25 protein-coding genes are annotated in these 21150 nt (G+C 57.9%); 15 read left to right on the forward strand and 10 right to left on the reverse strand.

Annotated features, from left to right (window positions below; all coding sequences use genetic code 11):
- Nucleotides 1-63 precede the first annotated feature (63 nt).
- Complete coding sequence (asnA, locus tag H598_RS0119665; protein ID WP_028114531.1) at nucleotides 64-1041, forward strand: aspartate--ammonia ligase; 978 nt, start codon at nucleotides 64-66, stop codon at nucleotides 1039-1041.
- A gap of 2 nt (nucleotides 1042-1043) precedes the next feature.
- Here the strand turns inward: asnA and rluA are convergent, their stop codons facing one another.
- The 5 genes from rluA to H598_RS0119690 form a co-directional block, all read right to left on the reverse strand.
- Complete coding sequence (gene rluA / locus H598_RS0119670) at nucleotides 1044-1703, reverse strand: bifunctional tRNA pseudouridine(32) synthase/23S rRNA pseudouridine(746) synthase RluA (protein WP_028114532.1); 660 nt, start codon at nucleotides 1701-1703, stop codon at nucleotides 1044-1046.
- Between the two features lie 150 nt (nucleotides 1704-1853).
- Nucleotides 1854-3302, reverse strand: coding sequence for a carbon starvation CstA family protein (locus H598_RS0119675; RefSeq protein WP_028114533.1), 1449 nt, complete (start codon nucleotides 3300-3302; stop codon nucleotides 1854-1856).
- 196 nt (nucleotides 3303-3498) lie between these two features.
- Entirely contained in the window at nucleotides 3499-3792 is a 294-nt protein-coding gene (locus tag H598_RS0119680; protein ID WP_028114534.1) for an integration host factor subunit alpha, read from the reverse strand.
- Nucleotides 3793-3882: 90 nt separating this feature from the next.
- A complete protein-coding gene (gene btsR, locus H598_RS0119685; protein WP_028114535.1) occupies nucleotides 3883-4596 on the reverse strand; it encodes a two-component system response regulator BtsR in 714 nt (237 codons plus the stop codon).
- Nucleotides 4589-6268 carry a sensor histidine kinase gene (locus tag H598_RS0119690; RefSeq protein WP_028114536.1) on the reverse strand — a complete coding sequence of 560 codons (1680 nt, stop codon included), beginning with the start codon at nucleotides 6266-6268 and terminating at the stop codon, nucleotides 4589-4591. Before H598_RS0119690 ends, btsR begins: the two co-directional genes overlap by 8 nt.
- A gap of 110 nt (nucleotides 6269-6378) precedes the next feature.
- Here H598_RS0119690 and H598_RS0119695 point away from each other — a divergent pair, with 110 nt between their 5' ends.
- Nucleotides 6379-6621 (forward strand): YecH family metal-binding protein, encoded by a 243-nt coding sequence (locus H598_RS0119695; protein WP_028114537.1) that lies wholly within the window; start codon nucleotides 6379-6381, stop codon nucleotides 6619-6621.
- A 45-nt stretch (nucleotides 6622-6666) separates the two neighbouring features.
- Here the strand turns inward: H598_RS0119695 and H598_RS0119700 are convergent, their stop codons facing one another.
- On the reverse strand, nucleotides 6667-7077 hold the full coding sequence (locus H598_RS0119700) for a phosphate-starvation-inducible protein PsiE (RefSeq protein ID WP_028114538.1): 411 nt from the start codon (nucleotides 7075-7077) through the stop codon (nucleotides 6667-6669).
- A 169-nt stretch (nucleotides 7078-7246) separates the two neighbouring features.
- Between H598_RS0119700 and H598_RS0119705 the strand changes: the two genes are divergently transcribed.
- Nucleotides 7247-8017 (forward strand): hypothetical protein, encoded by a 771-nt coding sequence (locus H598_RS0119705; protein ID WP_028114539.1) that lies wholly within the window; start codon nucleotides 7247-7249, stop codon nucleotides 8015-8017.
- Between the two features lie 11 nt (nucleotides 8018-8028).
- Here H598_RS0119705 and arsJ read toward each other — a convergent pair whose 3' ends face one another.
- The 4 genes from arsJ to suhB all read right to left on the reverse strand — a co-directional run bounded on the left by arsJ (nucleotide 8029) and on the right by suhB (nucleotide 11742).
- A complete protein-coding gene (gene arsJ / locus H598_RS0119710; protein ID WP_028114540.1) occupies nucleotides 8029-9231 on the reverse strand; it encodes an organoarsenical effux MFS transporter ArsJ in 1203 nt (400 codons plus the stop codon).
- Entirely contained in the window at nucleotides 9231-10235 is a 1005-nt protein-coding gene (locus tag H598_RS0119715; protein ID WP_028114541.1) for an ArsJ-associated glyceraldehyde-3-phosphate dehydrogenase, read from the reverse strand. The genes arsJ and H598_RS0119715 overlap by 1 nt, the downstream gene beginning before the upstream one ends.
- 16 nt (nucleotides 10236-10251) lie before the next feature.
- Nucleotides 10252-10596, reverse strand: coding sequence for a metalloregulator ArsR/SmtB family transcription factor (locus tag H598_RS26180; RefSeq protein WP_084144549.1), 345 nt, complete (start codon nucleotides 10594-10596; stop codon nucleotides 10252-10254).
- A 342-nt stretch (nucleotides 10597-10938) separates the two neighbouring features.
- Nucleotides 10939-11742, reverse strand: coding sequence for an inositol-1-monophosphatase (suhB, locus tag H598_RS0119725; RefSeq protein WP_028114543.1), 804 nt, complete (start codon nucleotides 11740-11742; stop codon nucleotides 10939-10941).
- A gap of 160 nt (nucleotides 11743-11902) precedes the next feature.
- Here suhB and trmJ point away from each other — a divergent pair, with 160 nt between their 5' ends.
- The 12 genes from trmJ to hypB all read left to right on the forward strand — a co-directional run bounded on the left by trmJ (nucleotide 11903) and on the right by hypB (nucleotide 20827).
- A complete protein-coding gene (trmJ, locus tag H598_RS0119730) occupies nucleotides 11903-12634 on the forward strand; it encodes a tRNA (cytosine(32)/uridine(32)-2'-O)-methyltransferase TrmJ (RefSeq protein WP_028114544.1) in 732 nt (243 codons plus the stop codon).
- An 8-nt stretch (nucleotides 12635-12642) separates the two neighbouring features.
- A complete protein-coding gene (cysE, locus tag H598_RS0119735) occupies nucleotides 12643-13458 on the forward strand; it encodes a serine O-acetyltransferase (protein WP_028114545.1) in 816 nt (271 codons plus the stop codon).
- A gap of 153 nt (nucleotides 13459-13611) precedes the next feature.
- Nucleotides 13612-14070: a Fe-S cluster assembly transcriptional regulator IscR gene (gene iscR / locus H598_RS0119740; RefSeq protein ID WP_028114546.1), complete on the forward strand. Its 459-nt coding sequence runs from the start codon at nucleotides 13612-13614 to the stop codon at nucleotides 14068-14070.
- Nucleotides 14071-14146: 76 nt separating this feature from the next.
- Entirely contained in the window at nucleotides 14147-15361 is a 1215-nt protein-coding gene (locus tag H598_RS0119745) for an IscS subfamily cysteine desulfurase (RefSeq protein ID WP_028114547.1), read from the forward strand.
- A gap of 63 nt (nucleotides 15362-15424) precedes the next feature.
- The gene (gene iscU, locus H598_RS0119750) at nucleotides 15425-15808 is read left to right on the forward strand and encodes a Fe-S cluster assembly scaffold IscU (RefSeq protein ID WP_028114548.1); all 384 of its coding nucleotides are present in this window, start codon (nucleotides 15425-15427) and stop codon (nucleotides 15806-15808) included.
- A gap of 14 nt (nucleotides 15809-15822) precedes the next feature.
- Nucleotides 15823-16146 carry an iron-sulfur cluster assembly protein IscA gene (iscA, locus tag H598_RS0119755; RefSeq protein ID WP_028114549.1) on the forward strand — a complete coding sequence of 108 codons (324 nt, stop codon included), beginning with the start codon at nucleotides 15823-15825 and terminating at the stop codon, nucleotides 16144-16146.
- Between the two features lie 63 nt (nucleotides 16147-16209).
- Nucleotides 16210-16725 (forward strand): co-chaperone HscB, encoded by a 516-nt coding sequence (gene hscB / locus H598_RS0119760; protein ID WP_028114550.1) that lies wholly within the window; start codon nucleotides 16210-16212, stop codon nucleotides 16723-16725.
- An 18-nt stretch (nucleotides 16726-16743) separates the two neighbouring features.
- Nucleotides 16744-18594 (forward strand): Fe-S protein assembly chaperone HscA, encoded by a 1851-nt coding sequence (gene hscA / locus H598_RS0119765; protein ID WP_028114551.1) that lies wholly within the window; start codon nucleotides 16744-16746, stop codon nucleotides 18592-18594.
- 8 nt (nucleotides 18595-18602) lie between these two features.
- Nucleotides 18603-18941, forward strand: coding sequence for an ISC system 2Fe-2S type ferredoxin (fdx, locus tag H598_RS0119770; RefSeq protein WP_028114552.1), 339 nt, complete (start codon nucleotides 18603-18605; stop codon nucleotides 18939-18941).
- A 29-nt stretch (nucleotides 18942-18970) separates the two neighbouring features.
- Complete coding sequence (gene iscX / locus H598_RS0119775) at nucleotides 18971-19171, forward strand: Fe-S cluster assembly protein IscX (RefSeq protein ID WP_028114553.1); 201 nt, start codon at nucleotides 18971-18973, stop codon at nucleotides 19169-19171.
- Between the two features lie 208 nt (nucleotides 19172-19379).
- Entirely contained in the window at nucleotides 19380-19721 is a 342-nt protein-coding gene (gene hypA / locus H598_RS0119780) for a hydrogenase maturation nickel metallochaperone HypA (protein WP_028114554.1), read from the forward strand.
- 2 nt (nucleotides 19722-19723) lie between these two features.
- Nucleotides 19724-20827 (forward strand): hydrogenase nickel incorporation protein HypB, encoded by a 1104-nt coding sequence (hypB, locus tag H598_RS26185; RefSeq protein WP_084144550.1) that lies wholly within the window; start codon nucleotides 19724-19726, stop codon nucleotides 20825-20827.
- Nucleotides 20828-21150: the final 323 nt, after the last annotated feature.

Below are 21150 nucleotides of genomic sequence, written 5' to 3' on the forward strand. Positions count from 1 at the left end.
ATTGTTGGTCGGTTTTATTGAAAAATCCTCTACCAGAACGATTTTGGATTGAGGAATTATCAAATGAAGCGCGGTTTTATTGAAGCACAGCAACAGATTCGATTTGTGAAAGACACCTTTAGCCAGGAGCTGTGCCAACGCCTCAATCTGCTGGAGGTGCAGGCGCCGCTGCTGTCCGAGGTGGGCAGTGGCCTTCAGGACGGCCTGTCCGGCCATGAAAAGGCGGTACAAGTGCGGGTTAAGGCATTGCCGGAGCGCTCGTTTGAGGTGGTGCATTCGCTGGCGAAGTGGAAGCGTGCCATGCTGGGTCGGTTTGGCTTCGATGCCGGTGAAGGGGTACTGGCGCAGATGAAGGCGCTGCGCCCGGACGAAGACACCCTGGGGCCGAAACACTCGGTGTATGTGGATCAGTGGGACTGGGAGCAGGTGTTGTCAGCGGATGAGCGCAGTGCGGTGGGGCTGCAGCGGCGGGTCGAGTTGATCTACGCCGCCCTCAAAGCCACCGAACAGGCGGTTGCGGCGCGTTACGACCTGCCGGCGTCGCTGCCGGAGTCCATCACCTTTATCCATTCCGAGGCACTGCGTGAAGCCTACCCGGACCTGTCTGCCAAAGAGCGTGAGAAGCAAATCTGTCGTGAACACGGCGCGGTGTTCCTGATGGGGATCGGTGGTGATCTCGGTGACGGCCAGCCCCACGATTGCCGGGCGCCGGACTACGACGACTGGTCGACGCTGTCGGAGTTTGGTCAGGGCCTGAACGGCGACATTCTGGTATGGAACCCGATTTTGGAGGACGCGTTTGAGCTGTCGTCAATGGGGATTCGGGTCGATGCCGAGGCGCTGACCCGTCAGATGCAGATGGCCGGCCAGTCGCAGCAACTGCAGCAGCCCTGGCACCAGCAGTTGCTGGGCGGTGAGCTGCCACAAACCATCGGCGGTGGCATTGGCCAGTCTCGACTGACGATGTTCATGTTGGGCCTAAGCCACATCGGCCAGGTACAGTGTGGAGTCTGGCAGCAGGAGTGCCCAAGCCACCTGTAACCTCAGGCAAAGGGCATCGGCGCTTCAACCGTCATGGTGGCGCCGGTGACCGGGTGCTGAAAGCTCAGGCTGTGGGCGTGCAGCAGCAGTCGCTCCGCCGCCGCCAGGGCCGGGCCTTGGGCATAGAGGCCGTCGCCGACAATCACGTGGCCCAGGGCCAGCATGTGCACCCGCAGTTGATGGGAGCGACCAGTAATGGGGGTCAGCTCCATCAGGCTGCTGTCATGGTCGCGACTCAGTACCCGGTAGCGGGTCTGTGACGGCTTACCTTGTTCATGACACACCTTCTGCATCGGCCGGTTCGGCCAGTCACAGATCAGTGGCAGATCCACTTCACCGCACTCCTCATCGGGATGACCCCAGACACGGGCGTAATAGGTTTTGCCGGTCTCTCGCTCGCGAAATTGACGGTTAAGCTCCCGCTCCGCCGCCTTGTTCAGCGCCAGTACCATCACCCCTGAGGTGGCCATATCCAGTCGATGCACCACATGGGCGTCGGCGAAGCGGCTCAGCACCCGGGTGCAGACGCTGTCTTTGTGGGCTGGATCGCGGCCCGGCACAGACAGCAGGCCACTGGGCTTGTCGACCACCACAATGTCGTGATCCTGATGCAGGATGACAAGGAAGGGATCGGTTGGGGGGTGGTAGTCCAGTACAGCCATCGTCGGTGCTCGTTGCCTTTGCGGGCGCTCACCATACCCAGTTGTGCATCGTCAGGCAAGGGGGATGGCGCCGGGATGCCAGTGGCGACTGGGGCGGGATCAAAAAAGGGCCCCGTAGGGCCCTGATGTCGATAGGTTATCCGCTGGTGATTACGCGGATTCCAGAGTTTCGATGTCCGCAGGCAGCGGCTTCTTGCCAATGACATTGACCACCAGGGCGGCAATGACCAGGGCAGCAACCACGCCGGCCGCCGTGGAGACGGTCATGGACAGGCCGAATCCCAGGGTGGCGTTGTTGAGGATAAAGGTGATCACCACGGTGGTCATAAAGGTGGCCGGAATGGTGCAGATCCAGTGCAGACGGTCGGCACGGGCCAGGTAGGCGGCCGCGGTCCACAGCATCATCACCGCAGTGGTCTGGTTGGCAAAGCCGAAGTAGCGCCAGATAACACCGAAGTCCACCTGAGTCAGGATGGCACCAATGGCGAACAGAGGAATGGCAATCAGCAGTCGCTTAGGCAGTTGTGCCTGAGGCAGCTTGAAGAACTCGGCCAGAATCAGACGGGCAGAGCGGAAGGCGGTGTCGCCGGAGGTGATAGGCAGGACCACCACACCCAGGATAGCCAGCACGCCACCCAGGGCACCCAACAGACCGGTAGAGGCTTCAAACACCACGTTGGATGGACCGCCGTCGGCCAGGGCCGCTTGCAGGCCTTCGACGCCGTTGAAGAACGACAGGGCCAGAGCACACCAGATCAGGGCGATAACGCCTTCGCCAATCATGGCACCGTAGAACACGAAGCGGCCGTTCTTTTCATTTTCCATGCAGCGGGCCATCAGCGGTGACTGAGTGGCGTGGAAGCCAGAGATGGCGCCACAGGCGATGGTAATGAACAGCGCAGGCCACAGCGGCTTGTCGGCCGGGTTCAGGTTGGTCAGCATGTCGGAGGCGGTAACGCCGGGCAGCATACTGTGCTCGGAAGAGAATATCAGTGCCACGGTCAGGCCCACAGACATGAACACCAGCAGGGCACCGAACAGCGGATAGAGTCGACCGATGATCTTGTCCACCGGAACCAGGGTGGCGATCAGGTAGTAACCGAAGATGATGGCCAGCAGCATGGTCTTGTCCCAGCCGCTGAGCTTCACGATCAGGCCAGCTGGGGCGGATACGAACACCACACCTACCAGAATCAGCAGAATGATGGCGAAGATGTTCATGAAGTGCTTGGCGTTTTTACCCAGGTAGCGGCCGGCCAGGTTGGGCACCGAGGCACCACCGTTGCGGACCGACAACATGCCGGAGAAATAGTCGTGGACCGCGCCAGCAAACACACAGCCGATGACGATCCACACCATGGCGGCGGGGCCGTACATGGCACCGAGGATCGGGCCGAAGATCGGGCCGACACCGGCGATGTTCAGCAGTTGAATCAGGTAAACCTTCTTTTCCGACATTGGTACATAGTCGACGCCGTCGGTTTGGGTCAGTGCAGGGGTTTTGCGAGCGGTGTTAATGCCAAACACCTTTTCCACAAACGCCCCGTAGATAAAGTAGCCGCCGAATAGCAGGCCTACTGCAAGTAAGAACCAAGTCATCTCAATCATCCCCTCTAATGAGTGTGGGACCATTTTAATGAATTGGGTTTCTCGAATGTGATTGGATTGGGTCAGCGGTCATCTGAGCAGGTAAGCGGTCGATATCGCCGCTGACCGGAAATCGGCTTTGCCGAGTTGTAATGAAACTGTGATCGAGTTCAAGGGCCAGATCCGTCCCGGGAAGCGGCCCTGGGGATTACTCTGGTTTGAGGGTGGCGACTCGTCCCTTGAGTTTGCCACCGGCGGCGAAGGTGACCACCCGTCGGCCGGAGATTTCGTGCTCTTCTCCGGTTTTGGGGTTACGGCCCGGACGCGGACTTTTGTCTCTCAGATGAAACACCCCGAAGCCACTGAGTTTCACTTCGACCCCGTTTTCCAGCGAGTGGCGAATCTCTTCGAAAAAGGCGTCGACCAGATTCTTGGCGTCGTTGGTGGACAGGTTTAACGTGGTGATCAAATTCTGTGTCAGCTCGGATTTGGTTAGGGACATACCAGACACCTCAGTTGCCAGTCAGTTTTATCATCGTAAAAGTAAGATAAGTGTAGTGACTGGATCGCAAAGGTGCTTAATAAATCACAATTAATAAAATCCCAGGGTCTGTTTCAGTGCTTTCAGGTAACGGCGGCTCACCGGCAGGGTTTGACCGCCGCGGGTGATGATTTCCGCATTACCGCCATCCTGCACCTCGATCTCGGCGATGGCGGCGGGGTTGATCAGATATTGGCGATGGCAGCGCAGCAGCGGGGTTCGGCTTTCCAGCACCTTGAGGGTCAGCTGAGTGTGGATCACCTCGGCATCGGTGGCCACGTGCACGCCACCGAGATCCGAGTAGGCATACTCCACGTCATCCACCTTAAGCACTTTCAGGACATTGCCCGAATAACAGGGCACCAGAGACAGCGCCTGAGGGGTGATGGCACTGAGATCCTGGGGAGCGTGAGCCTTACGGATTCGGTCGATGCAGGTGGCCAGTCGTGGCACTTCAATGGGTTTGAGCAGGTAGTCAAAGGCGTTATTTTCAAATGCCTTCACGGCATACTCGTCGTAGGCGGTGACGAACACCACCTTGGGCTGAGTGTCCGGGTCCAGCATCGCCAGCATCTCCATGCCGGTGATGCGTGGCATGGCGATGTCCAGAAACACCAGGTCTGGCTTGTGCTTATGAATGGCCGCAATGCCTTCGATGGCGTTGCTGCACTGGGCGGCGATGACGATGTCGTCAAACGGGGCCAGCAGGCTGGCAAGCTCTTCCCGGGCCAGGGGCTCGTCGTCAATCAACAGGGTCTTAATCATTGAGTGCGTCCACGGCTGGCAGGGTGACGGTCACCCTGGTGAATTGCTGAGGCTGGCATTCGACACTGATGCCAAAGGGGCGGCCATATTGGGCCTTGATGCGTTTATCCACCAGGCTCATGCCCAGGCCATCGCCTTCGGGTTTGGGCTGGTAGGCGCCGGCGTTGTCCTCGACCGTCAGCAGCAACTGCTGCTGGTCAATGCGGGCACTGAGGCGGATTCGGCCCGGCTCAAACAGGTGGGCAACGCCGTGCTTGACCGCATTCTCCACCAGCGGCTGCAGAGTAAAGGTAGGCAGCTTCAGGTGCAGGGCCTGCTGGTCGATGTCACGGGTCACACTGAGGCGATCGCCAAAGCGGGCCTGCTCAATCTCCAGGTAGGCGTCGATGTGTTGCAATTCGTCGCTGAGGCTGACCTCACCGGTACCGCGTTTGAGGTTGCCACGTAGGAAGGTGGCCAGATTCTGAATCAGCTCTCGGGCCCGGTTGGCGTCGCTGCGGGTCACGGCGGCCACGGTATTGAGGGCGTTGAACAGGAAGTGGGGATTGACCTGGGCCTGCAACAGTTTCAGTTCCGCCTGAGTCAGCAGGTTACTCTGGTGCTGATAGCGGCCGTGCAGAATCTGGTTGGACAGCAGTTTGGCGATCCCTTCTCCCAGGGTGCGGTTGATGTTGAGAAACAGCTTATTCTTGGCCTCGTACAGCTTAATGGTGCCGATGACCTCATTTTCTCCCCGCAGCGGAATCACCAGACTGGACCCCAGGGGGCAGTTAGGGGACAACGAGCAGGTGTATTTCAGCTCCAGGCCATCGGCAAACATCACCTGGTTGTGTCGAATCGCCTCCTCGGTAATGGAGGAGGAGATGGGGGTGTCCGGCAGGTGGTGATCGGAGCCGATGCCGATGAAGGCCAGCAACTTGTGGCGATCGGTGATGGCCACGGCCCCAACCTGGGTCTCTTCGTAGATGATGCGGGCCACCTGTTTGGTGCTGGAGGGGTTAAATCCCTGGCTGAGGATGCCGACGGTGCGTTCGGCGATCTTCAGCGCCTTGGTGGAGAAGGCCGATGACATCTTTTCGACCATGGCGCGCTGGTCTCTGAGCATGCTCATGAACATGGCGGCCCCGACGGTGTTCACCAATAACATCGGCGGGGCGATGATCTTCACCAGCGCCCAGGCCTCGGGCAACGGCCGCGCCACCATCAGGATGATCAGCATCTGCATCACTTCTGCCCAGAAGGCCACCATGGCCACCAGGCCGGGACGGAACAGTTGGCTCATTCGGCCGCGTCGAATCAGGTAGGCATGCACCAGTCCGGCAGACAGGCCCTCACAGGTGGTGGAGATGGCGCAGGCCACGTCGGTAAAGCCGCCGAGGCTGTATCGGTGCAGCCCGCCGGTCAGGCCCACGGCGAAGCCGGTCAGTGGTCCACCGAGCAGCCCGGCCAGTACCGCCCCCATGGCCCGGGTGTTGGCGATGGCACCATTGGTTTGCTCGCCGAAGTAGGTGCCGAGAATGCAGAAGCAACTGAACACCACGTACAGCATCAGTCGGTGCGGCAGCCGGTGGGACAGGGTCACCAGAGGGCGGAACACCGGGGTTTTGGTGAAGATGTAGGCGATCACCAGATACAGCGACATCTGCTGCGTCAGGTTGAGGATCAGTTCCAGCGCTTCCAGTGAAATCATGCTTGTCTCAATTGCATCGAAATTGGGGGTAGATCAAAGTTCATTCACCAAAGGTGTATATAATATGAATCTTCAGTTTTAGGAGAACCCACATGACCGAGTCTATCCACGCACACGAACTTCTCAACCTTATTGGCGAACAGGACAAGCCGTTAACCCTGCCTCAGATTGAAGATCTGGCCGTCAGTCAGTTCGGTGCCGAGGCTCGTTTTCATACTTGCCGCCTATCGGATCAGAGTATTGAACAGATTCTGACTTTCTTTGTAAAGATGGAAAAAATCGCCACCGAAGGTGAGGGTTACGCCCTGAATCGCGGCAACATGTGCAGCCACTAAGGCGGGCTGCAGCAACAAAAAAAGGAGGCGCTAGCCTCCTTTTTGCTATTTGGGAGCCCGGGACTCGTTGTTTTCTCCGCTGAAGTAGGTCTGGCCAAACTTAATCACCACCACGGTGGCGGCCAGCATCAGCGCCGATGCCGACACCGTCAGCACTCGCCAGTCGTCCATCGCTTTCATGTCCAGAATCAGGTAGCGAGCCAGGGCGACGATGGCGATGTAGATTGGCATGCGCACCGGCAGTTGCCCTTCGGCGGCGTAGCCGGCCACCATGGCCAGGACTTCCAGGTAGATGAACAGCAGCAGCAGATCCGCCAGGGCCACATGGCGGTTGGCGATCATGGTGACGATCTCCTGACCGATGGCCACCAGGGTGGCGATGGTGATGATCATCAGGATGGCGTGTTCAAGCAGGCTGATGGTGGGCAGGCCGAAGCGTTTATAAAGCTGATGCATGGTGGGGCGGTCCCGGAATAAGTGCGTTCCCTACAGTGTATCCTTCCATAAATAAATCTCCATGCTAATCAATGTGATCTGTTTCACAACTGGGGTTTGGCATCATCCTCTATGCTGCTATGCTAAGCGGCTTTCCTGCCCATGCGTTCATTAAGAAGTAGACGTTAAGATGATGTTATTAATAGCAAAAATAATCGCCGCCGTGGTGGCTGTGGTGGGGTTGGCGTGGATCGCCGAACGCACCGGCCCCAAGCTGGCCGGGGTGCTGTCCGGTTACCCGTTGGGCACCGCGATTGTGTTGTTTTTCTATGGCATCGAACACGGCGCCGGCTATGCGGCCGACGCGGCCCTGTACGGCTTGTTGGGGCTGGCGGCGACCACCGGCTACTGCCTGGTGTATACCCTGACCGCCAGAGGCTGCGAGCCACAAAGCTGGCGGCCGATGTGGGTGGCGGTGCTGGCCTTGGTAGCCCTGGCGCTACTGGCTCAGAGCCTGCCGGCGCTGGGGGCCGCCGGTGCCCTGGTGGCCACGGCGGTGGCTTTGCTGTCGATCCGCGCCACCCGTGACGTGGCCGAACCGGAGTTTGTGGCGGTCAAGCCGGGACCGATGATGGTCTGGGGCCGGGCGTTGCTGGCGGCGGCGATCGTCATTGGCATTACCGCCTTAGCGCACTGGTTGCCTCAGAGTCTGGCAGGCGTGATGGCGGCGTTCCCGGTGACCCTGTTCCCATTGATGTTGCTGCTGCAGTTGGCGTACGGCAATCGCCCGGTAATGGTGCTGGCCAAGCACTACCCCTTTGGGGTGGGCAGTTTGATCGTATACGGATTGAGTGTGTCGGTGAGCTACCCGGCGTTGGGGGTGGGCTGGGGCACCCTGGTGTCTTTCGCCGCCGCCACCGCCTACCTGTGGTTGTATCTGAAATGGCAACGCCGTCGCTGAGGCAACGGCGGTCAGGCGTGCTGGCCGCCGGGCAGGGTGCGTGGCAACATCAGGCTGATGAGCCAGGTCAGGGCCAGCATCAGGCTGGATACCAGCAAGCAAGGCGTCAGTCCGCCTAACTGATACAGGGCGCCGGACAGCAGGGTCCCTAACAGACGACCGCTGGCGTTGGCCATGTAATAGAAGCCCACATCCAGAGACACGCCCTCTTCACGGCTCAGGGCCAGAATCAGGTAGGAGTGCAGCGAGCTGTTGATGGCAAACAGGGCCCCAAACAGCAGCAGTCCGGCGACCACGGTCTCGGCCACAGGCCAGTGTTGACTCAGCCCCCAGACGATCAGCAACGGCGACAGCGCCAGCGGTGCCAACCAGCTCAGGCAAGGGCCCCGGGCGCCGCTGGGGCGGCCGGTGAGCTTCGGAGCCAGCCCCTGAATCAGGCCGTAGCCGATGATCCATACCGCCATAAAGGCGCCTATCTGACGTTGACTCCAGTCCAGCTCCGCCGCCATAAACACCGGCAGGGCGATGACAAACCAGACGTCGCGGGCGCCAAACAGGAACAACCGCGCAGCGGACAGCACATTGATGCCGCGGCTGTTGGCAAACAGCTGGCTGAATTTGGGTTTGGCGTTGCTCTTGCCCAGCTCCTGAGTCAGACCCATCTGAGTGAGGCACATCACCAGCAGCAGTGCCGCGGCCATGGCCAGCACCGCGTGCTGAAACCCCAATAGTGACAGCAGCATTCCGCCTAAAAAGAAGCCGACCCCCTTGAGGGCGTTTTTTGAACCGGTCAGCAGGGCCACATAGTGGTACAGCCGGCCTTGCTGCTGCTGGGGCAGCAGAATCTTGACGCCACTCTTGGCGCTCATCTTGTTGAGGTCTTTGGCAATACCCGACAGGCCCTGAGCCGCCATGACCCACAGCAGGCTCAGCTGTGGCTCGGGCAGCGCCAGCATGCCCAGGGCGCCGACCTGAAGTACCATGCCGATTTGCATGGTACGGTTCAGCCCCAGGCGGGCGCCCAGGTAGCCGCCTGCCAGGTTGGTGACGATGCCAAAGATTTCGTAGAACAGAAACAGCGATGCCAGGGCGAAACCGCTGTAGCCCAACTGATAGAAGTACAACACCACCAGCATCCGCAGGGCACCGTCGGTGAGGGTAAAGGCCCAGTAGTTGGCGGTGATCAGCAGGTACTGCCGCAGAGCGGCAGACATCAGGCCTGGCCTACTTTAACCGCCAGCTCGATGGTGCGGTTGACGTAACCCCATTCGTTGTCGTACCAGGCATAGATCTTCACCATGCGCTTGTCGACCACCATGGTGGAGGGGGCATCGACGATGCTGGAGCGGGCATCGGTCTTGTAATCGACGGAGACCAGTGGCCGGGTTTCAAAGCCCAGTACCCCGGCCAGTTCGCCGTCGGCGGCTTGCTTGAGCAGGGCATTGACCTCGTCGGCGTCGGTGTCCCGGGCCACTTCAAACACACAGTCGGTGATGGAGGCATTGGCCAGAGGAACTCGAATGGCATGGCCATTCAGCTTTCCGGTCAGCTCCGGGAAGATTTGCGTGATCGCCTTGGCGGAGCCGGTCGTGGTGGGAATCAGGCTCTGGCCGCTGGCTCTGGCCCGGCGCAGATCCTGATGCGGCTGGTCCAGTATCGATTGGGTGTTGGTGATGTCATGGATGGTGGTGATGCTGCCACGCTCGATGCCCAATTGCTGATGAATCACCTTGACCACCGGTGCCAGGCAGTTGGTGGTGCAGGAGGCGGCGGTGACAATGGGGTGCGCCTGTGGATCGAACAGATGGTCGTTGACCCCAACCACCACATTCAATACCGAGGCGTCTTTCACCGGAGCGGTAACCACCACCCGCTTCACTCCTTGGGCCAGATAACGATCCAGCTGATCCCGAGTCTTAAATTTACCGCTGGCTTCGATCACCAGATCACAGCCGGACCAGTCGACGTCGTCGATGTCGCGCTGGCTGCTGTAGCCAAAGGTTTGACCCTGAGCGGTGATGCTGTGATCCGTGGCCTGGATGTCGGCGTCCCAGTGGCCGTGCACCGAGTCAAACTCCAGCAGATGTGCCATGGTGGCGGCATCGGCAGCCGGATCATTGACGTGCACTATCTGGACCGGCATCTGGCGTTGCAGTGCGGTACGCAGTGTCAGTCGGCCCATGCGGCCAAACCCGTTTATGCCAATTCGGATCATCATCGCCTCTCTATGTTGCTTAGGAGCAGCATCGCTCCGGTCGTTCACTCATCTGTTCAAGTCGTTGTACGTCGGCTTGATAAGTTTCGGCCAGACAGTTTGAGTTTCCCAGTGCCTCAACGATATTCCTGAGCCAGCCGGGATGATCCTGGCTGACGGAATAGAACACCCACTGCCCCTGACGGCGATCCTTCAGCAGCCCATGGCTGCGCAGGGTCGCCAAATGGCGGGAGATCTTGGGTTGGCTCTCCTCCGTCGCGGCAACCAGCTCACAAACGCACAACTCACCCTGGCGGGCAAGAAGCAGTACGCAGCGCAAGCGGGTTTCATCGCTCAGCAGTTTAAAAAATTGGTGTGGGTTCACGGGGACCTCATATCTGGATATGCGTATATTAACTGGGTTGAATGATAATGCAATAGTGAATCTTACATTGTGATAAAAATGTCATAGATGAACATTGACCTGCCATTACTGCCATGGCCGAATCAAAATCACAATACCGAGTGGATGTAATTCGTTCTCATCTATGCAGTTAATTTTCATCTTTGTGGGTTATGCCTCAGATTGGAATTGGAAGCTTTTATTATAAGTTACTGATATAAGTGAATAAAAAAACAATAAATGTGAAAATGCAGTCGTCAATTGGCGTCAGAAAGGTAAAAAAATAGGAGCCGAAGCTCCCATTTTTCTGGTTCCGAACCCGTATTAGCGCTTCAGCGCCTCATTCAGGTGAGGGCGCATGGCGCTCAGCAGGCCGGCAGTGACCTTAGGAGCGCCGGCAACGATGTTGCCACTCTTCATGTAGCTGTGGCCACCGGTGAAGTCACTGACCAGGCCACCGGCCTCTTTAACCAGCAGATCACCCGCGGCGATGTCCCAGGGCTTGAGGCCAATCTCGAAGAAGCCATCGGCACGACCGGCGGCGACGTAAGCCAGATCCAGGGCGGCAGAGCCGGCGCGACGCAGGTCGGCGACTTCGGCAAAGACGTCGGCAAAGATGTTCATGTAGCTTTCGGTGTGCTGGCGAGCCTTAAACGGGAAGCCGGTTTCGATCACGGTGCCACGCAGGCTGCGGGCGGCCGTGGTGCGAATGCGGTAGCCGTTTAGCTGGGCACCGGCGCCACGGGAGGCGCTGAACAACTCATTGCGGATTGGATCGAAGACCACGGCATGCTCGATGCGGCCTTTGATCTGCAGGGCGATGGATACGGCAAAGTGCGGAATGCCTTTGACGAAATTGGTGGTGCCATCCAGCGGGTCGATAATCCATTGAAACTCATCATGATCACCACGAACCGTACCGCACTCTTCACCGATGACGGTGTGGTGTGGGTAGGACTTATGAATGGTGGCGATGATGGCTGCTTCTGCGTCACGATCTACGTTGGTCACGAAATCGTTGTCGCCTTTCATTTCTGCTTCAATCTTGTCTTGCTCGGCAAACGCGTGAGCAATGACCTTGCCGCCGGCACGCGCTGCGCGTACGGCGATGTTTAGCATCGGATGCATATCGATACCCCTGGATGTAAAAGAACGGAAACCAGTATGGTTTGGGGCGCGGATTTTACCAGAGTTGAAATGTATATAAAAGCAGGAATTCGTTCTAAGGACTGCTCAGTCCCCTGTGTTAGCATATTCGTCTGTTTTGTTTATCTAAGTTATCAATCGGATGCTCGAAAATATCCGCATCGTTCTGGTGGGCACTTCCCACCCGGGCAATATCGGCTCGACTGCGCGGGCCATGAAGACCATGGGGTTGTCTCAGTTGGTGCTGGTGGCGCCCCGGGTGGAGCCCGATGGCAAATCGGTTGCCCTGGCTGCTGGCGCCACCGACGTGCTGCAAAACTTGACCACTGTCGACACCCTGGAGCAGGCGACTGCTGACTGTAGCCTGGTGATCGGCACCTCGGCCCGCCGTCGAGGGCTGGACTGGCCGTTGCTGGATGCGCGTCAGGCGGGGGAGAAGTTGGCGGTGGAAGCGCAGACCGGCCCGGTGGCATTGGTGTTTGGCCGGGAAAATCACGGCCTGTCTAATGAAGAGTTGCAGCTGTGTCATTTTCATGTCTGCATTCCTGCCAATCCGGAATACAGCAGTCTGAACCTGGCGCAGGCGGTGCAGTTGGTGTGCTACGAGATTCGAATGAAGCACCTGAGCCTGGCCGAGGCCCCCCAGCAAGAGTCGCTGGAGTATCCGAATGGGGAGCAGCTGGAGGGGTTCTATCGCCACCTGGAGTCTACTCTGAGTGGTACCGGCTTTATCAAGGCCAATCATCCCGGGCAGGTAATGGCCAAACTCCGGCGTTTGTTTAATCGATGCCGACCCGAGGCGCAGGAGTTGAATATTCTGCGCGGCATCCTCACATCTATAGATAAGACCCGCAAGACAACCGAGAAAGAGTAATGCAGCAGATGGGAATACGAGCACGGCTGAAAGAGGACATCGCCTCTATCTATCACCGCGATCCGGCGGCCAACAGTGCCTTTGAGATCCTGACCAACTACCCTGGCATGCAGGCGATCTGGCTGCATCGAATCTCCCATAAGCTCTGGTGTCGTAACTGGCGGTTGTCGGCACGGTTGTTGTCGACGTTTTCCCGTTGGGCCACCGGGGTGGAGATTCACCCCGGTGCTCGCATTGGCCGTCGCTTTTTCATCGACCACGGCATGGGGGTGGTGATCGGTGAAACTGCCGAGATTGGCGATGACGTGACCCTGTACCACGGGGTGACTCTGGGGGGCACCAGTTGGAATGCCGGTAAACGTCACCCGACCCTGCACAATAATGTGGTGGTGGGGGCCGGCGCCAAGATTCTCGGGCCGCTGGAGATCGGCGAAGGCGCTCGCGTCGGATCCAACTCGGTGGTGGTCAAGCCGGTGGAGCCGGGCAACACCGTTACCGGCATTCCCGCTCGTACCGTGATCAGCAAGGCGGAGCGCGAAAAAGAGCACCGGCGCACACATTTGGCAAAAAAATACGGCTTCGATGCCTACGCGGTTTCGCCTGATAATCCGGATCCAGTGGCCAGTGCCATTGGCTCCATGCTCGATCACATGCACCTTATCGACGCCCGTATGAGCGAGATATGTCAAGCGCTTAAGGAGCAGGGCTGCAGTGTTGAAATCAGCCAGTTGCCCGAGTTGAATGTGACTGCCTTCGTCGATGCGGAGCAGGAAGCGGCCGACAGTCGTCGTAAAGAGCACGAAAGATTTGATCCAGGTATTTGAATCCCAGTGCTGAATAAGGTTAAATGCCCCAGCTACCTGCTGGGGTATTCCATTTTGTTAATCGAAATACCCGGTTAGCTGCACCAAAATAATACTTGAGTAAATTACTCGGGTATATGGTATAGTGGTGGTGTTGCAATTAAGGGACGGGCTATGAGATTAACATCCAAAGGCCGCTACGCGGTCACTGCCATTTTAGATGTGGCGCTGCACTCCTCCGAGGGGCCGGTGCCATTGGCAGACATCTCGGAACGACAAGGTATTTCATTGTCGTACCTGGAGCAGCTGTTTGCAAAACTTCGCAAAAATGGTCTGGTCAGCAGTGTCCGGGGCCCGGGCGGTGGCTACCTCCTCGGTCAGGATGCCGCCGACATTGCCGTTGGCATGGTGGTGCATGCCGTGGATGAGTCCGTGGACGCCACTCGCTGCAATGGCCTGAGCAATTGTCAAAGCGGTGCCCGTTGTCTGACTCACTCATTGTGGGGCGACCTCAGCGACCGCATTGCCGGATTTTTAAATGGCATCAGCCTGGCTGACTTGATGTCAAATCATGACGTAAAGGTGGTATCCGTACGTCAGGAGCAACAACAAGCCAAAGCACACGCTCAATAACGGTTTTTGGCGATTTTCGCCATGTTGTAACTAACCGCCGGCACCATGTTTTGGTCGGCTCAAGTCGGAGAAGGTAATGAAACTTCCGATCTATTTTGATTACTCTGCAACCACCCCTGTTGACCCTCGTGTCGCTGAGAAGATGGTTCAGTATCTCACCACCGAAGGGATGTACGGCAACCCAGCGTCTCGCTCACACAAATTTGGCTGGCAGGCCGAAGAAGCGGTAGACGTGGCCCGTAACCAGGTGGCGGATCTGCTTAATGCCGATCCTCGCGAAATCGTATTTACTTCCGGTGCTACCGAATCCGATAACCTTGCCATCAAGGGCGTTGCCCACTTTTATCAGAAAAAAGGCAAGCACATCATCACCAGCAAAACCGAGCACAAAGCGGTGCTGGATACCTGCCGTCAGCTGGAGCGCGAAGGGTTTGAAGTGACCTATCTGGATCCGGACAGCAACGGCATCATTCCGCTGGAGCGATTCGAAGCGGCCATGCGTGATGACACCACCCTGGTCTCCATCATGCACGTGAACAACGAAATTGGCGTCATTCATGACATCGCCGCCATTGGCGAGCTGTGTCGCAGCAAGGGCATTCTGTTGCACGTGGATGCGGCTCAGAGCGCTGGTAAGCTGCCCATCGACGTTAAGGCGATGAAGGTGGATCTGATCTCCATCTCCGCCCACAAGATGTACGGCCCTAAGGGCATTGGCGCCCTGTATGTGCGTCGTAAGCCGCGGGTTCGCCTCGAGGCGCAGATGCACGGCGGTGGCCATGAGCGCGGTATGCGTTCCGGCACCCTGGCAACCCATCAATTGGTGGGGCTGGGTGAAGCCTGTCGCATCGCCAAAGAGGAGATGGGCGCCGAATCGGAGCGCTTGCGTGCGCTGCGTGACCGTCTGCTCGACGGCATTAAAGACATCGAAGAGGTGTACATCAACGGCGACCAGGAACAGCGCCTGGTGTCCAACCTCAACATCAGCTTCAACTACGTTGAAGGTGAATCCCTGATGATGGCGCTCAGCGATCTGGCGGTATCGTCTGGTTCGGCCTGTACCTCTGCCAGCCTGGAACCCAGCTACGTGCTGCGCGCCCTGGGCATGAGCGATGAACTGGCACACAGCTCCATCCGTTTCTCCATCGGTCGTTTTACTACCGAGGAGGAGATTGACCACGCCATCGGCAAGATTCGCGGCGCGATCGAGAAGCTGCGCGAAATGTCACCGCTGTGGGACATGTTCAAAGACGGCGTTGACCTGTCCCAGGTGGAATGGGCTGCCCATTAATAATAATGAGGGTCGCCCCTTGGTGGCCCCACTTCGACAAGATTTGGAAATTGGAGCGTAATCATGGCATACAGTGAAAAGGTTATCGAACACTACGAAAACCCCCGCAACGTTGGTGCTTTTGACAAGAACGATCCCAGCGTGGCAACCGGCATGGTTGGTGCCCCGGCGTGTGGCGACGTAATGAAGCTGCAGCTGAAAATCGATGACGAAGGTGTGATCGAAGACGCCAAGTTCAAGACCTACGGGTGCGGCAGTGCCATCGCCTCCAGCTCGCTGATCACCGAGTGGGTGAAAGGTAAGACGCTGGACGAAGCGGCGGCCATTAAAAACACCGAAATCGCTGAAGAGCTGGCGTTGCCACCGGTGAAAATCCACTGTTCGATTCTGGCCGAGGACGCGATTAAAGCGGCCATCGCCGATTACAACAGCAAGCAAGACAAGTAGTAGCAGGAGTCGATATGGCCATCTCTATGACCGAGGCTGCGGCCGAACGGGTGAAGCAGTTTCTGACCAATCGCGGCCGTGGTATTGGGCTGAGGTTGGGACTGAAAACCTCGGGTTGCTCCGGTCTGGCTTACGTCATTGAGTTTGTTGATGATCTCAATCCCGATGACGAAGTGTTTGAGGATAAGGGCGTCAACGTCATTATTGATGCCAAGAGCCTGATTCACCTCGATGGTGTCGAACTGGACTTCGTCAAAGAGGGGCTGAACGAAGGCTTCAAATTCAATAACCCCAATGCCCAGGGCGAATGTGGCTGCGGAGAGAGCTTTACTGTTTGATATCCATCGGGGCACCGCTGGCGATGGGATCGCCGCGGTGCCTTGTGGGTATAAGGGATATTGATGAACTACTTCGAGTTGTTCGACCTTCCGGTAGCGTTCCAGGTGGACGTTACTGCCTTAAGCGGCCGTTATCGAGAGCTGCAGCGCGCCGTTCACCCCGATAATTTTGCCGATGCCTCCGAGCGCGACAAGTTGCTTGCGGTGCAAAAGGCCGCCGAAATCAACGACGCCTTCCAAACCCTGAAACAACCCGTTGCGCGAGCACAGTATCTGCTGTCGCTCAACGGCGTGGCACTTCAGGGTGAGACTCAGACCATTAAGGACACCGGCTTCCTGATGCAGCAGATGATGCTGCGGGAATCGCTGGAAGAGATTGAGACCGCTTCAGATGTGGAAGCGGCGGCAATGGATTTTGCTGATGAGTTGACTCGCCAGACCCGTACCATGATGCAGTTGATGATCGATCAACTGCAGGCTCGGCAATGGCAGGACGCTGCCGATTCGGTGCGGAAACTAAAATTCATGAAAAAGCTGGAGGAGGAGCTGGCGCAACTGGAAGACCGGTTGTTGGCCTAGCGCTCCACATCAAAACTTATGGCGTTACTTCAAATTGCTGAACCAGGCCAGATGGCCGCTCCCCACCAACACAAGCTGGCGGTGGGCATAGATTTAGGGACCACCAATTCACTGGTGGCGGCCGTGCGCAGCGGCCAGGCCCAAACCCTGGCCGACGACGCCGGGCGTCATGGTATGCCGTCGGTGGTTCGCTACCTGGACGAGGGCGTCGAGGTGGGTGCCGAGGCGTTTGAGCAGGCCAGTGCCGATCCTCATAACACCATCGTGTCGGTGAAACGCTTTATGGGGCGGTCGCTGGAGGACGTGCAGAGCCGCTACCCCAGCCTGCCATACCAGTTGGAGGCGTCCGACAACCAGTTGCCGCTGTTTGTCACCCGTGGCGGCCGCGTCAATCCGGTTCAGGTGTCGTCGGAAGTGCTCAAGCCGCTGATTGCCCGGGCCGAAGCCACCCTTGGTGGTGCCCTGCAGGGGGCGGTGATTACCGTACCGGCTTACTTTGATGACGCTCAGCGTCAGGGCACCAAGGACGCAGCCGAACTGGTGGGCATCAAGGTACTCCGACTGCTGAATGAACCTACTGCCGCCGCCATTGCCTATGGCCTGGATTCCGGCCAGGAGGGGGTGATCGCGGTGTATGACCTCGGTGGCGGCACTTTCGACATCTCGATTCTCAGGCTGAACCAGGGCGTATTTGAGGTGCTGGCCACCGGTGGCGACTCGGCCCTGGGCGGCGATGATTTCGACCACCTGCTGGCGGACCACCTGAGTGAGCGGGCCGGCATCGTCGATGCCGACGCCAGTCTGCGTCGACAGCTGCAAAGCGAGGCCTGTCGGGTTAAAGAAGCCCTGACCGATGCCGCGGTGGTAACGGCCACCGTGGGTGATTGGCAGGGTGAGGTAAGCCGGACTCAATTTAACGACCTGATTGCGCCGTTGGTGAAGCGAACCCTGATGGCGTGTCGCCGCAGCCTGCGTGATGCCGGCCTCGAGCGTGACGAGGTGCTGGAGGTGGTGATGGTCGGCGGTTCTACCCGAGTGCCGATGGTGCGCGATCTGGTGGGCGAGTTCTTTGAGCGTCCGCCACTGACCAGCATCGACCCGGACCGGGTGGTGGCCATCGGTGCTTCGATTCAGGCCGACATCCTGGTGGGCAATAAGCCCGATTCCGACATGCTGCTGTTGGACGTGGCGCCGCTGTCTCTGGGGTTGGAGACCATGGGCGGGCTGACTGAAAAAGTGATTCCCCGTAATACCACCATTCCTGTGGCGCGGGCGCAGGAGTTCACCACCTTTAAAGACGGTCAGTCGGCGATGGCGATTCACGTGGTGCAGGGCGAGCGGGAGATGGTGGCGGATTGCCGTTCTCTGGCGCGGTTTGTGCTGCAGGGGATTCCACCGATGGCGGCGGGCACGGCGGTGATTCGGGTGACCTTCCAGGTCGATGCCGATGGCCTGTTGTCGGTGACGGCGCAGGAGAAAACCTCCGGTGTCCAGACCTCGATTCAGGTGAAGCCGTCGTTTGGTCTCAGCGAAGGCGAGATTACCCGCATGCTGACCGAGTCGATGACCCACGCCAAAGAGGACATCGAACTGCGAATGCTGACCGAGCAGCGCATCGAAGCCCAGCGGGTTATCGAAAGCCTGAGTGCCGCCCTGGCGGCAGACGGTGCCGAGTTGCTGCGTCAGCCGGACCAGCAGGCGCTGGAGACGCGGATGGAACAGTTGCAACAGCTATGTGAAGGAACCGATGGCCAGTCGATTAAAGACGCCATCGATGCCCTGGATAAGGCCAGTGCCGAATTTGCTGCCCGCCGCATGGATCTGTCGATCCGTCGCGCGCTGTCGGGGCAATCGGTTGATAACGTATAAGGTTTACTATGCCAAAGATTATTTTTCTACCCAGTGAAGAGCATTGCCCCCAGGGGCTGGAAGCCCAGGCCGAGAGTGGTGAAACCATTCTGGACGTGGCGCTTCGTAACGGCATCGAGATTGAGCATGCCTGTGAGAAGTCCTGCGCTTGCACCACCTGCCATGTCGTGGTTCGCGAGGGCTTCGATTCACTGGAGGAGAGCGACGAGCTGGAAGACGATATGCTGGATAAAGCCTGGGGGCTGGAGCCGGAATCTCGTCTTTCCTGCCAGGCTAAGGTGGAAGACGAGGATTTGGTGGTCGACATTCCTCGTTATACCATCAACCAGGTCAGCGAAAATCACTGATCCGTCTCTGTGAACAAGGAGTGACTCTGATGGAATTGAAGTGGATCGACGTTCAGGACATCGCCATCGAGCTGTGTGACGCACGGCCGGATGTGGACCCGACTCAGCTGAGGTTTACCGAGCTGCGTCAGTGGGTGCTGGAGCTGGACGGCTTTAGCGATGACCCGGATCACTGCAATGAGAAGATTCTGGAAGCGATTCAGCAAGCCTGGATCGACGAGGCGGAGTAAGCCGTCGACGCCAGAAAAAGCGGAGCCACGGGCTCCGCTTTTTTGTGCCTGAACGCCGTGGCGCGAGCGGTTATGACCTTTTTTTAATTTTTATGATAGAGAACAAAGTTTCGACTCCCCCTTCCTGAGTAAGATGGCCAGACCGGCCGGAAACGGCAGAATCACCTTAGGCGTCACCCGCCCGAAGCGGGCACAATGGAAACGGACTATGCACGAGATGTCACTGGCGGAAGGGATCGTTCAGATTCTGGAAAATGAAGCCAAGAAACAGAATTTTTCACGGGTTACCGAAGTGTGCCTGGCAGTAGGCGAACTGGCTGGTGTGGAGCTGGAGTCGCTGCGATTCAGTTTTGATGTCATTACTCGGGACACCCTGGCCGAGGGCTGTGCGCTGACCATAGAACCGGTTCCCGGGTTGGCGTATTGTTTCGATTGCTCTGTTCAGGTGCCGTTGCAGAAGCGCGGTGACCCCTGCCCGAGATGCGGAGGCTTCTCATTGCAGGTGGTGGACGGAACACAAATGCGGGTCAAATCCTTAGAGGTAGAGTAAGTATGTGCACAGTATGCGGATGCGCGGAAGGCAACGTTAAAATTGAAGGGGGCCATCATCACCACGATCATGACCACCCCCATGAGCATGGTCATTCTCACGGCCATTCCCATGATCATTCTCATGAGCATGGTCATTCTCACGGCCACTCCCATGATCACGAGCATGGTCATTCCCACGGTCATGCCCATCAACATGGCCACAGTCATTCACATGACCACGGCCATGACGCTCAGGAACGCATCACCCAGGTACATCACCACTATCACCACCAGGGCGATGTGGTGCACCATTACCACTACCATGTCAGCGCCGATGCACTGCCACAGCCACAGGTCAGCACGCCGGCCCCGGTGGCGACCGCAACTGCGGCTCCTACCCAGTTTTCGCCTCAGCGCCAGGGCGACAACCTCCATTATGGTCAGGGCCCGGCCCATGCTCATGCTCCGGGCATGAGCCAGTCGCGTATGGTACAGATTGAACAGGACATCCTTGGCAAGAACGACGCCATTGCCCAGGAGAATCGCCTCAAGTTCGCCATGAACAAGCAGTTGGTCGTGAACCTGGTGTCCAGCCCGGGCTCAGGTAAGACGACCTTGCTGACCGAAACCTGTCGCCGCCTGGCTGCCGATAAGGTGGTGGTCATCGAAGGCGATCAGGAAACCGCCAATGACGCCGATCGCATCCGCGAAACCGGGGTCCGCGCCATTCAGGTGAACACCGGTAAGGGCTGCCACCTGGATGCGGCCATGATTGCCAGCGCCTGCGAGCGGTTGGAGCTGGATGGGGGGGATCTGATCTTCATTGAGAACGTGGGCAACCTGGTGTGCCCGGCCGGTTTTGATCTGGGCGAGCGCCACAAGATTGCCATTCTGTCGGTGACCGAAGGGGAAGACAAACCACTGAAGTACCCAGACATGTTTGCGGCGTCCTCGTTGATGTTGGTGAACAAGGTGGACCTGCTGCCGCACCTGAAATTTGATGTGCAGTTGTGCATCGACAATGCCCGTAAAGTGAACCCGGACATCGAGGTGATCTGCGTGTCGGCCACCACAGGTGAAGGGGTGCCGGAGTGGATAGACTGGTTACAGTCGCAGCGTAAATAAACTCGCAGCCGATCCACGAAAGTGGGTCGGCTCTCTCATTTTTACCCCACCTGCAGCTCATTTCGGAGAAAAATACAGTTCAGAAAACAATCGGTCGCTATGTCACAATGACGGCAAAAAGGGGTTGTTTTTTTAACCACTAAAGCAGTATGTTGTCTAATCGCTGAACAAGGTCAAACCGAGCGACACTAAACCAATAATTCGGGGCGGAAAATAACAATGCAACAAGAAGTCCGCAAAACTCCCTCTCTAGTTTCTCATCCAGCAGTTTCGGATGATGCGTTTCCTGAGTGGAAATACAAATTTATTCTACGCAAGCTGGC

It is taken from the genome of Ferrimonas kyonanensis DSM 18153 (assembly GCF_000425405.1).
In the GTDB taxonomy this organism is placed as follows: Bacteria; Pseudomonadota; Gammaproteobacteria; order Enterobacterales; family Shewanellaceae; genus Ferrimonas; species Ferrimonas kyonanensis.